11 protein-coding genes are annotated in these 16,088 nt (G+C 60.1%); 1 reads left to right on the forward strand and 10 read right to left on the reverse strand.

Annotation, left to right across the window (positions count from 1 at the left end):
- Positions 1-52: 52 nt before the first annotated feature.
- The 10 genes from HJ536_RS17705 to HJ536_RS17750 form a co-directional block, all read right to left on the reverse strand.
- The gene (locus tag HJ536_RS17705) at positions 53-580 is read right to left on the reverse strand and encodes a helix-turn-helix transcriptional regulator (RefSeq protein WP_177158753.1); all 528 of its coding nucleotides are present in this window, start codon (positions 578-580) and stop codon (positions 53-55) included.
- Positions 580-1,116 (reverse strand): cytochrome b/b6 domain-containing protein, encoded by a 537-nt coding sequence (locus HJ536_RS17710; RefSeq protein ID WP_176854468.1) that lies wholly within the window; start codon positions 1,114-1,116, stop codon positions 580-582. Before HJ536_RS17710 ends, HJ536_RS17705 begins: the two co-directional genes overlap by 1 nt.
- 56 nt (positions 1,117-1,172) lie before the next feature.
- The gene (locus tag HJ536_RS17715; RefSeq protein WP_228028448.1) at positions 1,173-1,421 is read right to left on the reverse strand and encodes a PepSY domain-containing protein; all 249 of its coding nucleotides are present in this window, start codon (positions 1,419-1,421) and stop codon (positions 1,173-1,175) included.
- 339 nt (positions 1,422-1,760) lie between these two features.
- Entirely contained in the window at positions 1,761-3,221 is a 1,461-nt protein-coding gene (locus HJ536_RS17720) for a calcium-binding protein (RefSeq protein WP_177158754.1), read from the reverse strand.
- 405 nt (positions 3,222-3,626) lie between these two features.
- The gene (locus HJ536_RS17725; RefSeq protein ID WP_177158755.1) at positions 3,627-6,203 is read right to left on the reverse strand and encodes a calcium-binding protein; all 2,577 of its coding nucleotides are present in this window, start codon (positions 6,201-6,203) and stop codon (positions 3,627-3,629) included.
- Between the two features lie 135 nt (positions 6,204-6,338).
- Complete coding sequence (locus HJ536_RS17730) at positions 6,339-7,283, reverse strand: NAD(P)-dependent oxidoreductase (protein WP_177158756.1); 945 nt, start codon at positions 7,281-7,283, stop codon at positions 6,339-6,341.
- Between the two features lie 81 nt (positions 7,284-7,364).
- Positions 7,365-7,832, reverse strand: coding sequence for a hypothetical protein (locus HJ536_RS17735; protein ID WP_177158757.1), 468 nt, complete (start codon positions 7,830-7,832; stop codon positions 7,365-7,367).
- A gap of 212 nt (positions 7,833-8,044) precedes the next feature.
- Positions 8,045-10,627 (reverse strand): ATP-binding protein, encoded by a 2,583-nt coding sequence (locus HJ536_RS21240; RefSeq protein WP_177158758.1) that lies wholly within the window; start codon positions 10,625-10,627, stop codon positions 8,045-8,047.
- 224 nt (positions 10,628-10,851) lie between these two features.
- On the reverse strand, positions 10,852-12,462 hold the full coding sequence (locus HJ536_RS17745) for an FMN-binding glutamate synthase family protein (RefSeq protein WP_177158759.1): 1,611 nt from the start codon (positions 12,460-12,462) through the stop codon (positions 10,852-10,854).
- Between the two features lie 105 nt (positions 12,463-12,567).
- Complete coding sequence (locus HJ536_RS17750) at positions 12,568-13,992, reverse strand: hypothetical protein (RefSeq protein ID WP_177158760.1); 1,425 nt, start codon at positions 13,990-13,992, stop codon at positions 12,568-12,570.
- A gap of 254 nt (positions 13,993-14,246) precedes the next feature.
- On the opposite strand from HJ536_RS17750, the gene HJ536_RS17755 reads away from it, so the two are divergent.
- A complete protein-coding gene (locus HJ536_RS17755) occupies positions 14,247-16,043 on the forward strand; it encodes a glycoside hydrolase 5 family protein (RefSeq protein WP_177158761.1) in 1,797 nt (598 codons plus the stop codon).
- The last annotated feature ends 45 nt before the right edge of the window (positions 16,044-16,088 follow it).

The following is a 16,088-nucleotide window of genomic DNA, read 5'->3' on the forward strand; positions in this document are numbered from 1 at the left end:
CCCCCTGATCACAAACCGCAAAACCGGCCGGAACCCGAGCGGGATGCGGAGCCTAGGCTTGGGTCGGGGCAGACTTGTCGCCGGTCACCATAATGCAATCCAGCAACAGGCTCAGCACCTCGGTCCGGTTGCGAGAACCCGATTTACGGTAAATGGAGTTGAGGTGGGTCTTCACGGTCCCCTCGGCACTGCCCCGCAGTTCTGCGATCTCGGCCGTGCTAAACCCCTTGACCAAAAAAGTGGCAATGTCCTGCTCCGAAGGGGTCAGGCCCCACTGTTCGAACTGCTCGTCCATGATGTCCTGAACGGCGGCGCGGGCGTTGTTCAGGCTGGCCTCCAGATGGGCCTGACGGCGCAGCATCTTGGCCAGCACGTTACCTTCGAACAGGATCGCCAGCACCAGACTCAGGGTTGCCAATGTCTCGATATAAAGGTGGGTGTGGGCGACAGCATCAACGCCGACCTCTTGGTAATCACTGATCACATCCGTCACAAAGAATACCGCGCAGAAAACCTGCGCGGTCATGAGGATCAGCAGGCCAGCGGCCTTGCGACGGGATATCCGGCTGGAAAAAGCCATCAGTTTCCTCCTTGGGTCTCCGGCAGGACCTTTACGCCTGTAAACATGGCGCGGGGCAGGTTCACCTTGGTCCGGCGACTTTCAAAGATCACGGCGGCGATGTGCAGCACAACCGAGAATTCAGCCCATGTGATCGAAATCTTGTGAACCTCTTCGGGCCATTCGACGCCCCAGAACATATCCGTAGTCATCAGATAACCGGACAGGGTTATCACCGCCAAGGTAAACAGCAGGTTATAAATCATCAATGCGCCCAAAGGCGTATGCCCCACGTGGATGTGTTTGCGCCCCGTGGCCATCTCGGCCAGCTGTCCGGTCGCACCGGTGACGCTGGGGGGAAAACTGGAAAAGCGCGCGTATTGGCTGCCCACCAGGCCCCAAACCACACGAAAGGCGATCAGCCCGACCACCACATAGCCCACATACTGGTGCAGCTTGGTGTCATCATCGAGGATCAGCGCATTCGCGGTAAAGGCCGCGACAAGGCTCCAGTGGAACAGGCGGACGGCGGGGTCCCAGACCTTGATCGATTTCATGGCGGTTGTCCTTTGGCACAGGGGGAAACGGGGGCCAGTGGCCCCCGCGGATCGGATTAGTCTTCTTTGGTCATGACGACTTCGAAGTCGCCGTTCAGGAACACTTCGTACTTGTTGCCGTCTTTCTTGGCGTAGGCTTCGTACATGCCGTCCTCGAGTTTGATCTTGGCAACTTCGTAGCCTTGCTCGGTCAGAACAGCGCGGACTTTGGCGGTGTTTTCGTCGTTCAGTACAACGTCCGAAGCCAGAGCAGCGGTTGCAACGGTCGAAGCCAGGATGATCGCGGTCAGGGTGTTTTTCAGCATGTCAGTGTCCTTGGGTAGGGTTGTAATCGTAGATGTCTAAGAAGGGTTTCGCGGTGCCGCTCTCGGCGACCGGTGAGGCGAAACTGGCAGCGGCTGGCGGTGGGGGATATTGACCTCAGGTTGTACACCTTGGGTCCTGATAGGCAGGTTGCAGGCGCATATACCTGAAGTTTATGCCTGAAAACGCTAGGTTTTACGTGATTTTCATATTTCGGGCTGACAGGTCGCCCGAATCCGTCGCTCGACCATAACGGGAGCGTGATCAGCCAATTCGGGACGCACAAAAAAGAAAGGGCGGCATCGCTGCCGCCCTTGTCCGTAAACCCGAGGGGTATGACCTCAGAAGTAGTTACAGTCGTCGATCAGGTTGCTGATGGTGATGTCGCGCACCGTCAAGGTGTCGCCCGAGTCGAATGTGAACACCACATCGTCGCCGACTTGATCCGCCAGAGCCCGCAGCGCGCTGACCGTGTAGCTGCCGATTAGGTCCTGATCGATCGCAAGGGTATCAACGTCGTCTTGGAAATCGACCACAACGTCATCACCCGCGTTGAAGTAGAAGATGTCCGCACCGGCACCGCCGCGCATCTTGTCGTCACCTTCGCCGCCGGTCAGCTTGTCCGCGCCGGTCCCGCCAAAGAGGGTGTCGTCACCGTCGTTGCCGATCACCGAGTCATTGCCCGAACCACCGTAAACGCGGTCATCATCCGAGCCGCCATCCACGTTGTCGTTGCCTTTGTTCCCGTAAACGCGGTCGTTGCCGGCCGAGCCCATGATCTGGTCATCGTCACCATGGCCCGCCACGCGGTCATTGCCCGCGCCGCCGATCAGAGTGTCTTCGCCTGCGCCACCTTTGATGATGTCGTTGCCGTAGTCACCATTAACCGAGTCATCGCCCGTACCAGCGTAGATGGTGTCGTTGCCTTCACCGCCGCCGATCGCGTCGCCGCCGGAGTTGCCGTAGACCTTGTCGTCGCCAGAGCCACCGGTCAGCTCGTCCGCACCGGCACCGCCGTAAACGAGGTCATCATCGTTGCCGCCCGACAGCGTGTCATCGCCGTCGCCGCCGTAGATGGTGTCATCGCCAGCTTCGCCGGTCACCAGATCATCACCGTCCAGCGCGCGGATCGAGTCATCGCCGCTGCCGCCATAGAGGGTGTCCGCCTTGGTGCTGCCGATCAGAGTGTCGTCGCCGTCCAGCGCCTCGAACACAACGCTCCAAGTGTCCGCAGTCAGACGGTCATCATAGTTGGTTGCGCGCACAGCACCAAATTCGCCGTTCAGAGTGTCGGTGTCACCAAAGCCGTCGGTCGCAGTGCCCGCCGACAGGTCGACAGTCACGCCCAAATCCGCACCGTGGGTCGCGTCGCGCAGATAGTTCAGAATCACCAGACCATCGACCGCAGTGATGGTGTCGTCACCTTCGGCGGTCCAGACGGTCACACCATCGGCCTCGTCGGTCTCGATGATCATGGTGTCGTCATATTCGGTGCCGTAGATCACCTCGAAACCGCTGATGGTGTCGGTGTCACCAAAGGTGTCGATGGCCTTGCCGGTCGACAGGTTGACGGTCACGCCTTCGCCGCCATCCTCGTAGTAATAGGCGAGGATATCGGTATCCTCGCCATCGGAATCCTCACCACCTTTGAGGGTATCGTTACCAGCGCCACCGATCAGGGTGTCGTTGTTTCCGTTACCGTCCAGAGTGTCATTGCCTGTGTAGCCAACGATGTAATCGTCAGTGCTGCCGCCGCTAATGCTGTCGGCGCTCGCTGTGCCCATATAAGATTCAGTCGCCACGATGTGCTCTCGCTATGAATGTGGAAAATTAGGGAATTTTTTGGGCAGAGTGTATTGGAGACTCGGTTTTCTGCCAATCCGAGACGCGAAAATGTGAAAGGTTTCAATTATTTGATAGTTGTTAACCAGAATATCACGTCCAACACGCAGCGACTCGCGCTGCTTGCGCAGTAGAGCAATTCATTCAACCTGCAAAGTGTTGATAAGGGACGTTTTCCCGATGTCCCACGGGCCTGTGTAAAATAAAGCACAAGCTCGCATTCAGAGACCCTGCAGGTGATCGGAGACCATGCATTACAGATCAATGACCGGTTGTGTGAAAATAAATTCTGCAGAAACCAATCATTGTGCACCGATCCTGAATTTTCTAAGGCGATTTCAGGTTACTACACCGCAGAATCGGACCTAGAACCAGCCCAGATCGTCCAGCAGGTCTTCGGGATCAAAGCGCCCCAATACCGTAAGTGTACCGGCATCCCCCATCTTGAAAAGATAGCCGTCATCGGCCGGTTTCCAGCTGATATCATCCAGATCGCGGCCACCCACATCAGCCTTGATGTCCCGATCCAGCAGCAACCGATCCCGCGCTGGGTCAAAGTCGGTGATCCGGTCCCGCCCGCCCGAAAAGACAAAGACGTCCCGCCCGCCGCCTCCGGTCAGGACATCGTTTCCGCTGCCTGCGATCAGGGTGTCATTGCCCGCGCTGCCCGTCAGCTTGTCGTTCCCGCTGCCCCCCTCCAACCGGTCATTCCCGCCGCCGCCGATCAAGGTGTCGTTGCCGCTGGCGCCAAGCAGGCGGTCGGCCTTGCCTCCACCTGACAGATAGTCCCCGCCTCCACCTCCATTCAGCAGGTCCGCACCGCCGTTTCCTTTGATCCGGTCGGCACCCCCATTTCCATACAGGCTGTCATTCCCACCCTGCCCCAGCAGCACGTCGTTTTTCCCACCGCCAAGCATCCGGTCCGCCCCCGCCCCGCCAGACAGGGTATCCGCCCCGCCGTTCCCCTTAATCACGTCATTCCCGCTGTCCCCTTTGACGACATCATTCCCGCCTCCGCCCACCAGCACATCATTGCCCGTCCGGCCCAAAAGGGTGTCATTGCCGCTACCGGTCTTGATGACGTCATCCCCCGCGCCGCCGTCGGCCAGATCATTCCCCGATCCGCCGATCAGAGTGTCATCCCCGTCGCCCCCCAGCAGGCGGTCTGCGCCGCTCCAGCCGATCAGTAGGTCATTTCCGGCATCTCCGGCCAGCAGATCGTTCCCCGACATCCCGCGCAATTCGTCCGTATCATTGCCGCCCCGCAGGGTATCCAGCCCGTCCCCGCCGATCAGCGTATCGCGCCCGGCGCCCCCCAGAACCGAGTCATTCCCGCCCGCCCCGTCGATCCAGTCATTCCCGTCCGTGGGGTCGAACAGATCATTCCAGTCGGTGCCTGTGATACTGTCGTTCCCGCTGGTGGGCTGGTACTTGGCGGCGTCCTCGACGATCGGGTCGACCCAGGCCAGCAGGGTGCGCGTTGGCCCTTCCATGATGGTTGTGATCAGTTTGGAGTAGGGGATTTTGCGGCCGTTCGCGCTTTGGATCGTTAAGGTTTCGGTGCCGTCAATCAGCGCAAACGTTATCAGCGCGCCCGTATCAGTCGCAGTAATCTGCAGTTGCGACAGCCCACGATAAAAGGCCCAACCGGACAGGTCGAGCATATCCTGATCGGGGTCAAAGCCCTCGATCCTGTCGGGGGAGCCATCGGTGACCAAGGTAAACACATCCGCACCCGCACCGCCGATCAGGGTGTCCGCCCCACGCCCGTCCCGCAGAATATCGCCCGCTGCACCGGCCCGCAGACGGTCATTCCCCGAGCTGCCCATCACCACCGCCGCACCGCCGGTATTCGTGGCGCTACCGCCGCTGGCCCAGATCGTACGGCGATCCACCGTGCCTGCCAGTTGATACAGGCTCAGCCCCTGTTCCGATGCGCTCAACGCCGCAACGCCAACCTGCCCCGCATCGGTGCGATAGGCGGAGATCGCGGTCAGGCCGGTCAGCGCGGTGTCCAACGTGTCCTCGACCAGGCCTTCTTGCAGCAAGGTGCCATCGGGCAGCAGACGCAGCACGCTCAGCCCCCGATCATCGCCCCCGACGATGACCAACGCGTGATCGCCAGCGGGCACAACCTCCAGCACGCGGGCCGAGGCAAAGCGAGTCAGCACCGTATCATTCAGGTGGTCGGTCACGGTGAGCGAGCCGTCAGACCCCAACCGAAACACACTCAGGGAGTTGCTTTGGGCACCGGTGGCGATGACATAGGTGGTGCTGCCGACCTTGGCAGTCTCCACCTGAACCAGTCCCGCGATCCCCGGATTTTCGGCGGCCACGATCCGGTCAAGGGCGGTCAGCCCGCCGCCAGACTCCGCGCGAAACACGGTCAGAACCGTCTCACCAACACCCCCGACAACCACCAAATTGCCGCTCACGGCCAGTCCGGTCGGGGCCATATCCGCGGGGAACACCTTGGTGCCGATCTGGTCCAAAGCCTTGGCGGTCAGGTCGAACAAAGCCACCCCGCCGCCGCTGATCCCGGCCACGATCTGCCGGCTATTCGCCGTCAGAGCCTCTAGCTGGCTGACCGAAGCCGTCACCCCCCTGATCCGATCAACCCCCGCCAAGGCGCCGATCACATTCGCGGCCCCAAGGCCGGACACCATCAGTTGCTCGCCATCACTCGCCGCCAAGGGCGCAAGTTCCGGCGTCACCCCACCGCTGCCCGCGCCGGTCAGCGCGATCTGCCCGACCAAGGGCACATCCGCCGACACATCCCATGCGCTCAGCCAACCACCGGGGTTTGGCCCCGACAGGACATAGGCGATGGGTCGGCCACTGTCTGTGCTGACATAGATGTCACGCACCCCTTCCAGAGCCGTGAAATCCTGATCCTCGGACTGCTCGAAAGCCGATCCGATATGCCGCAGGACGATCCCCATGGCGCACCCGTTTTACCCAATTCCACCTTTGGCCAAGGTCGGATCGGGCCACGGCAAGACAGGCACCAAATTGGGGCAGCTTTGCGCCCTTTGCGCCGGATTTCAGTCAAACCCGTGAAGTTAGGGTTAATCGGATCAGAGCAGACGGATCGGAGTGCCCGCCTGAAACGCAGCGATTGCCTCGACCGTATCCTGATAGAACAGCCGCCACGTTTCCTGCGTGACATAGCCCAGATGCGGGGTCAGCAGCAGGCGGTCGCCGAATTGGGACTTGCCCTGCATCCAAGGGTCACCCGAGGGCAGCGGTTCGGTTTCGAACACATCGATCCCCGCTTGCAGGGTGTCCTTCGCGCGCATGGCGGCGAACAAGGCCTCCCGATCGATCAGACCCGCGCGCGAGGTATTCAGGAAAATCGCGCCGTCAGGCAGCGCGTCAAACGCCTCGGCCCCGATCAGGCCAGCGGTCCGGTCCGACAGCACCATGTGCACCGACAGCACGTCCGACTGCGCGGCCAGATCACACAGACTGGCGGCGCGGGCAATCCCTTCGGTGCAGCGGTCATCGGTCAGGTTCGGGGACCACGCGGCGATCTGCATCCCCAGCACTTGCCCCAAGGCCGCCATCTGCTGACCAATGTTTCCCAGCCCCACCAACCCGAGTCTCAGCCCAGCCAGATCGCGGCCCGGAAGGCCTTGCCAACCGCCATCCGCCAACGACCTGGCCTCGGGGATAATCCGGCGGGACAGGGCCAGCAGCAGGGCCAAGGTTAACTCTGACGTGGTGGTTTTGCGCGAACGGGTGCCGCAGACTTCGATCCCGCGGGCGCGCGCGGCGGCGGTGTCGATGGACAGGTTGCGCGGCCCCGTTGTCACGATCAGGCGCAGGTTCGGCAGCGCCCCGATCAGCTCTGCGCCAAAGAGCGTACGTTCGCGCATCAGGCACACCACGTCATAGGGCTGCAACTGGCCCACAGGATCGGTCAGCGGCTGAGTGAAATAGGTGACATCGGCCCCCAAAGAGCCCCAGTCGGCCGTCTGTTCGGCAACTCCGGACCAATCATCCAGAACGGCGATGCGCATGTGCAGGCTCCTGTTAACCGCGATTTCGGCATGAGGATGCCTTGAACCCTGCCGCCATGCAATCGGCAGGGTTAACCCCGATCAGTGCAGCGCGCGGCGCAAAGGCTGCATCGTCGTATCGCCGGAAATGTCGGTCACCGACATCATCTCGGACAAATAGCGGCGGACGGTCAGCAGATCTTCGCGGTATTCGGTCAGGATGCCCTGCAGGTGCAGAAGCTCTTGCTGAACACTCAGAGGCGCGGCGCCGCAGTCGCGATCCTGCCGCTGCCCCAGACGGTACAGCCCGCAAGAGGTCACCACGATCCGCTGCACGATATCCACGTGGAGCACCCGTCCAGTCATCGTCAACGAGGGCCGCGCGACACCCTCTGCCGTGACCATCCCGCACATCTGGATGATGACGTTGGGCTTGTGCACAATGGTCCAGTCCGCCAGATCGGTCGCCTCGGCATAGTCGGCCTCAGACAGATCGCGGACTTTGGCAAAGGCTGTGAGCTCTTGCTCCAGACGGGATACGAGCGCCTCACGAGGGGGGGATACAGCCATGATTGCACACCTCACACGGTTTATTTCCTGCATACAGACTAACAAGTCGTGAAAGATTTTCACCTGCGCACTAGGTCAACAAATGTGCAATTAGTGGCATATCTTGCACCCGAACCGCGTTAGACTCACCCAAAGGTGTGTCACTCAACGGGTTTTTCGGCGGCAAACGAAACGTCACCCAACCTTAATTGGGAGAGTCGGTGACCCGAACGTCAGTTCAGGTGCCCGATCAGAATTTTCCGTAACTTCTCGATATTCAAGGGTTTCGGCAGATAGGCGGTCGCCTGCGCCTCGTCAAAGCGGCGGGTATCGTCACCCACGACCGCTGCCGTCAGCCCGATCATCGGCATACCGAATCCGGCCTCGCGGACAGCTTTGATCAGCTCGTCCCCGGGCATTTCGGGCATGAACAGATCGGTCAGCAGCAGATCGGGCGGGCATTCCTTGATCCGCTCCAGCGCGAGGGCGCCGTTTTCATAATGCTCGACCTTGCCGAAAACGCGGGACAGTTGCTTGACGCTGATCGTGGCGACCAGCTTGTTATCCTCGGCCAGCACGACGCGCATCTGCCGCAAGCGTTCGTCCAGCCCGTCATTCTCGGTCACCACAGATTTCGAGGGACCATCCGGCGCGATCACCTCTGGCATGATCACGCGATAGCCCGCGCCGCCCGAGTCCGGCGTGAAATAGGCGATCTGTCCCCCCAGCATCTCGATCGTCTGCTTGGCGATATAGAGCCCGAGCCCACTGCCATCGGCCTGATTGCGGGCATCCGCGCTGCCCCGTTCAAAGGGCTGGAACAGGCGCTGCACGTCCTCGGGCGGGATGCCGACGCCGTTATCGCTAACCGTCCAGCAAATCTGGGTCAGGTTGGTGCCATCGGGGCCGTCATCGGTGCGGCGATCATAGCCGATACAGATGCGGCTCCCCTTGGAGTGCAGGATCGCATTGCGCACCAGATTCCCCAAAACCTGCTTAATCCGCGACACATCCCCCATGATCGCAAGGCTTGATCCGTCACTGAATTTCGTCTGGATCTCGATCCCTTTGCCCTGCGCCATCACGCGGTAGGTCGACATGACCTGCTGGCCCAATTCCTCGGGGACGAAGGGGGCGATCTTGATGCGCTGGTTCTTTTCAGGGTTAACCGCCTGCCGCATGTCGTCCAGAACCGTCAGCAACTGGCTCGAGGCTTCTTTCATCTGGGGCCGCAGTTCATCAACATCCTCGCCGCGCTCCAGTTCGGCGATCAGCATGGACAGCACCGACGCAGGCGTGCGCACCTCGTGCGAGACGATCGAGAAAAGCTGGCTCTGACGTTCCTGCCGCAAAGACAGTTCCTTGAGCGCGCGGGACAGTTCCTTTTCCCGCCGGTATTCCGAGGTCACCTCGATCAGCAGGCCGTAAACGATCCGGTCGTTCCAGATGCTGTTTTCGCCCCACAAATGAAGGCGGAGCAGCCGTTCCTGCCCGTCGGAAAACGTCTTGAGCAGGGGAACAACATGGGTGCTTGCCTCGTTCCCGCCGCGCACGAAAACCTTTCGCAGGGCGCGCCGATGCTCCATGTCGAAGGCCTCGATAAACGCGTCCAAGGTCGTTTCGCGCGGCAGACCCACGATGTCCTGACCCGAAGCCTCGATCCGCAGGGTGTTGCGCGGGATGTTCACCGCGAACAGACCCACCCCCGCAAAGCCCCGCACCATCGACAGACGGCGCAAGCTGGCCTGTCGCTGCTCACGCTCGTGCCGGCCACGGCCGCGCAGCGCCATGGTTAACACGATCAGGAACAGCGCCCCGATCGAGTAATTCTCCAACAGGGCGGATTCGATGCTCCCCGGCGGGGTTTCGGTCAGGTATTGCCCGGTCAGCGCGGAATAAACGGTGATGCCGACGATCACGATGATCGGCGCAACCCCCGCAGGCAGCAGCATCGCAAACAGCAGCCCGACGATCGCCGTATCCAGCATTGGATAGCCCAGCAACTCGGCCTGATGCATCACCGCCAGCAGCGGAAAGACCATCATCGCGGGCAGATAGCGCACCACTTCCTCGAGCCGGTCGGTATAAAGCACCGCAATAAAGAACCCGACCACCACCGAACTGCCCCGGAACGTGCGGTTTACGGCGAAATCCACGAAATTCTCGTCAAACCCCAGCGCGGCCAGATTTTCGGGCGGCAGCAGGTCGGAAAACGCATTAACCACGCCCACCTGCACCAAACAGACTAGCGCGAAACTGACTGTAATGATCCAGCCAAGCATCAGATCGGTGTCGTTGGGCCGATATACTCGGCTGATCCGCCGGTAGACCGCGCGGGACGTCAGGCCGATCACCAGACCGGCCGCCAGATTCACCACCAACAGAAACAGGGTCAGGCCCCACGTCACTTCGGGCATCGTGGCCCACATCGGCTTGCCGGTGAAAGGCAGCACAAACGGCACGAAATAGAGCGCACAAAGCGCCAGCACCGGCACCCACATCAGCCGCCGCGGATAGACCAGAATGCCCACGCAGATGGTAAATAGCGATACCTGAGGGCTCAGATTCACAGCGATGGTGTTCGGCCCATGCAGCGCCGAGCCATAAGACATGAACACCGTCCAGAACAGGATCACCGCCAGATAGATCAGCGAGGTGCGCAGCGGGTAGGCTCTGATCCCGTCCGCGATCATGCGGATTTTCGAAATCTCGAAGTCGCGGAACACAAAACCCTGATCGCGCGACATCTCTGCCGCCCGCGCGGGGCTGATCACCGTGCCGAAGCTTTTGAATTTCTCGGGTTCGCCACCTAACACACTATACCCCACACGCTGTCATGCCTCTTGGCGGAAGACGGGGCGCAGGCCGCACTTGTGGCACACTGCACCCGTCCGCGAGACCTCGCCCTGTGGACATAGAAACGGAAAAACGACACTCGCCTCAATTTATCTTCGGGCTGAAGTGTGCCGCCCCTTGGCGGTTAAATAATCCATTCGGATGTATGTTTCCCCGCCCTGACCTGCAGGACGGGGAGTTCTGATCAAATCCCCAGATCGAACGGGGCGAAGCTGGCACTGCTGGCGCGCTTCCAACGGGACAGATAGCCGAAGCGATCATCATCCTCGCGCAGCAGGAACCCTTCGGGCATGTAGGGGTATACCTCGTGGCCGGTGATCATCACGCCGTCCTTTTCCCGCATCATCAGGTGGTGCGGCAGGAAGGACGAGGGATGGGTCATGCCCGCAGCACCCGTCATATCCGCCAGCGCCTTCATCGTATTACGATGAAAGTTCGCGACCCGCTGCGCCTTGTCCGGCACGACCAGCGCACGCTGGCGCACGGGGTCCTGCGTGGCGACGCCAGTGGGACAGTGGTTGGTGTGGCAGGCCTGCGCCTGAATGCACCCGATCGAGAACATGAACCCACGGGCCGAGTTCACCCAATCCGCGCCCAAGGCCAGCGCCCGCGCTATGTCAAACGCGTGGATCAGCTTGCCCGAGGCCCCCAGTTTGATCCGGTCACGCAGGTTCACGCCGCGCAGGGTGTTGTGGGCAAAGGTCAACCCTTCGACCAGCGGCATCCCCATGTGGTTCGCAAATTCCAGCGGGGCTGCGCCGGTGCCCCCCTCTTTGCCATCAATCACGATAAAATCGGGGGTGATGTCGGTTTCCAGCATCGCGCGAACGATGCACATGAACTCGCGCCGGTGGCCGATGCACAGCTTGAACCCGACAGGCTTGCCACCCGACAGATCACGGAGCTGCTTGATGAATGCCATCATCTCGAGCGGCGTGCTGAACGCACTGTGCGAGGACGGGGACACACAGTCCCGATCCATCGGCACACCACGCGCCGCTGCGATCTCGGGCGTGATCTTGGAGGCGGGCAGAACGCCGCCCTGCCCCGGTTTTGCACCTTGGGACAGCTTAATCTCGATCATCTTGACCTGATCGTCAGCAGCGACCTTGGCAAAGAGATCCGGATCGAAATTGCCGTGCTCATCGCGCACACCAAAGTATCCGGTGCCGATCTCGAAAATCAGGTCGCCGCCGCCTTCGCGGTGATAGCGGCTGATCCCACCCTCGCCGGTGTCGTGGGCAAAACCGCCGATCTTGGCGCCGCGGTTCAGGGCGGAAATGGCGTTCGCAGACAGCGCACCAAAGCTCATCGCCGAGATATTATAGACCGACGCGTTATACGGCTTCAGACAGGCAGGGCCGCCGATCAGAACGCGGAAATCCTTGTCCTCGATCTTGCGCGGCTGGATCGAGTGGGTCAGCCACTGATACCCCGACGCATTCACGGATTTCTTGGTGCCAAAGGGGCGCTTATCTTCGACGTTCTTGGCCCGCTGGTAGACGATCGCGCGGGCCTCTCGCGAAAAGGGCACCTCGTCCTCGTCGCTTTCGACGAAGTACTGGCGCACCTCGGGCCGGATGTGTTCCAGCATAAAGCGCAGGTGCCCGATGACCGGATAGTTGCGCAGAATGGCATGGCTGGTCTGGGTCACGTCCCGGATGCCAACCAGCGTCAGCGCCGCGAACACAAGCGCCAGAATAATCAGCCAAGGCGCCCATATCGCCCCAAGCCCGAACGCGACCGTAAACGCCGCACAGAGGAAAAACGCTAGGAAACGGATCCAGTTGGACATCCTGACAGCCCCCTCAGCTGGTCTGGTTGATGCTAGATTTGATCAACTTCTGCCATTGTGCAACCGCTGTTTTCCCTCTGATTTTAGGGGACTGCGCCGATTTTGTCAGACGACAGCCATTCGGACAGGGTCCGTGCGGCGCGCGATCACGCGCCGACGCTCGATAATTTCATGTCGCCGCACCAGCCCGATCGCCAGTCCCGCATGGGCAAAGAACACCACTTCGAGGTTGGGATAGGGGAACGACAGCATCGCCTGCATCAAGAACGCCACGCAGGACGCCTGCAGCGCACCGACCACGGCTTCGGTCTGGGTGCCACGCTGGGATTTGGGTACGCGCGCCAGCAAAACCTGCCCGATGAACACCACAAATAGCGCCGTACCGATGATCCCGATATTCCCCAGACACGCATAGAGGAAGCTTGAGGCCCGCACGCTGCCGATCCCCGCCCCTAGACCGTAGGTGTCGATCATGGCGGTCATCGCTTGGGCATTCCAGCCCATCCGCTCGACGCCCGAGTCGCTGGACATCTTGGTCAGCAGGATTTCGTCGGCAAAGTCCTTGAGCATCGGGTTCAGGGTAAACAGCATGACGAAAATGGTCATCAGCGCAGGCACCGCAATCAGAACGGCTGCATAGATCAACATCGCCCGACGCGCCTTGAACATCGTGCGGAAGTGCCACAGGAAGTACAGCCCCAGAAATGCCCCCATCGCCACATAGGTCGAGCTGGAGGTCGAGCGGATGATCAGCAGCATCTGGAGCAGCGCGACCATCCCGCTCTGCCATGAACTTTTGTCGTTGAACCAATAGCGCAGCCAGTAACCAAACAGACCCACGGTGTAGAAACCATAGGCCGACGCTTCGGAGAAACCGCCAGCAACGCGCTTGACCCCCAGCATACGCTGGTTGTCGAGCATCGCCATCGTCGAGGTCCGGATCGCGTCCAGAAGATCGGGCATGCCCACCGCATAGGAGCCGATGTCCAGAATGGTGATGATCAGGTTCACCGTCGTCGCCAGGATCATCGCTTTATGCACTTGGGCCGCACTGCCATACGCGCGGAACAGCGTGGCAAGGATCACAAAGGACGACATCGAGATCATCAGACGGATCGACTGGCTGATGTTCTGGGTGGTCGGCTCGAGCGGACGCAAGCGGAAGGCCATGCCCCAGTCAGGCACCTGAACCAGCATCATCACCTCGGTCTGCCCCCTGAAGAACCGCGGCAGGAAAAAGGCGCTGAGCAGCGCCACGATCAGCAACAGCAGCAGCGTGAACCCCGGCCGGAAGGGACGCATAGTGGCAAAGATTTGCTGAAGTCCGGTGGGATGGATCAAAAGCGCCGCCCACATCGAGATGACCGCAAAGTCGATCAGATAGATGGATCCCAGCCCGGACACGTTCACCGCCGCCGCTGCACCCATAGGTAGAGTAAAGAACAGCAGCCACAGTCCCTTTATCGGTCCACGGACGAACATATAAACCAGAATGAACATCGCCAGAGGCGTGGTCGTCAAAAGCTGCATTGCAAATAAATCGCCTGTCAGCACCGCACCGTGCAGGCGCAGCAAATCTTTAAATCAATAAATTTTATCTACCGTGATTTTAGAAAACCGCAACAGTAAATCCAACCTTCCCCTCGGGTCACCGTAATTTGCAAAATAGCAAATTTGATTTCCGCAATAGGTGCAAGTGGAATTCATTATAACCTTGATAACATTTCGAATTGAAAACATTATGGGCATAATTCCTAACTGCAATTTATTAGTTGAGTATATCCATGCATTTTTTCAAAAGCATTACCGCCGCTTTGGCATCGACGGTATGCCTCTATGCACCTGCAGCATCAGCAGAAACGCTGAAGGCGCCGCTCCTCGGCATTGATTCAGGGTTCTTTCTGGTTCCCTCCACCCCTGTTCTGGAGCGTTTGATTGATCTTGGCATCAATGACCTTCGCGACAACACGGTCTGGAAGTGGATTGAAACGGAAAAGGGCGAGTACAATTTCGATGCAGAACAGCAGCGTGGCGTCGATGCCCTGAACCGCGCTGGCCTTGCTGGATCGCTCATTATTTGGGCAGACAACCCCCTTTACGAGGATGGCAACACCGTCACGACCCCGTCAGGCATCAAGGCGCTGGCCAAGTTCGTGTCCGCCTATCTGGACCACTACCCCAACATCCGTTCGCTCGAGATCGGGAACGAGTTCAACTCCTCCAGCTTTATCTACGGTCCGATCAAGGAATTCTCGTCCAAACAACTGGCCGAGGTGCAATACAACTACCTCAAGGCGCTGGATAAGTTCGAGAACATCCACAACATGCGGGTGATCGGGGCCTCTGCGCACTCGATCGCGGCAGGGTATATCTGGGCCCTTCTGGACTTGGGTGGGGCCGAGTTCATGGATGCGATCTCGATCCACACCTACACCACCGAACCCGAGCACATCCCTGCGGAAATGAACGTCCTGCGCCGCCACCCCGCGATGGCAGACATGGAAATCGAGGTCACCGAGTTCGGTCAGCAAGACCATGCTCTGGCGCCCGATTTCTTCTGGCGGAACTACTGCACCATGTCGCAAGCGGGCATCGAACGCGCGGTCTGGTATCCGCTCAAGCAGCGCGGCGATGGCTATCCGCCGGTTCTGCAAGAAGATCTGTCGCTGTCCCCTCTGGGTCAGGCGCTGGCCTTTGCCCACAAAGAGGTTCAGGGCGTACCGGTCGAGGCATTCAAGCCCGATCCCTTTACCTATGGCTGCGTCTTCAACGGCAAGGACGCGGTGATCTGGGGCGAGCCTCGTGGCTTCCAAGTGAACCGCTCGGATATCGCGCTGCGCCGCGGGGATTTGCGTCCGTTTGACCGCGACCAGGAGCTGTCCCGCGACCGCGTGGTGCTGCTGCACACCGATGGCGCGCCGATTGATCTGGGCTCCGATATCAGCTTCTGCCCGCAGCCGGTCGTGGCGGACAGTTACCACGAATTCTACCGACCCGAAGAAGGCGAGAATGCCCGCACCGCCCCCGGTGTCGAAGGGTTCCGCCGTTACCTGCTGGTCGGCGACGAAAGCCGCATTGTCGATCTGGTGACCTGCCCCGGTCAGCAGCGCAATGGCGTTCCGTGGCGCCCCTATCTGTGCTCTGCCGAGGAAGAATTTTGGCAGTTCAGCATGATGCCCGCCAGCTTCAACATCGTCGGCAGCGCCGAGGACAACATGCGCGTCGTCTATGACTACGAATCCGAGCGCGAACAGCTGCTCTATGTCGATACCGAGGTCAGCCCCAACCTGCTGAACGCTGGCGGTGTCACCTTGGACATCCTGATCGACGGCGAGAAGAAAGTCTCTGAAGTGGTCGAAGGCAAACAGTCCAATCGCTACGGTCCCTTTGCCGCTCCCCTAGGGGCGGATGTTCAGGTCATGTTTGGTCCGACCGCGATGCCTCAGGTGTATTTGGGTGACTTCCGCGTGACCCTGCGCAACCCGACTTGCGCCTGTGACTTCGATGTCTGCGAACTGGAAGGCGAGCCCCGCATCAACGGCGCACCCGAGCCGGAGCAAGCGGCGGCCACCACCGAATAAACCAAAAAGCCCGGTGAGATGATCACCGGGCTTCTTTAATTCTGC

Source organism: Donghicola mangrovi, assembly GCF_013377535.1.
Lineage (GTDB): Bacteria > Pseudomonadota > Alphaproteobacteria > Rhodobacterales > Rhodobacteraceae > Donghicola > Donghicola mangrovi.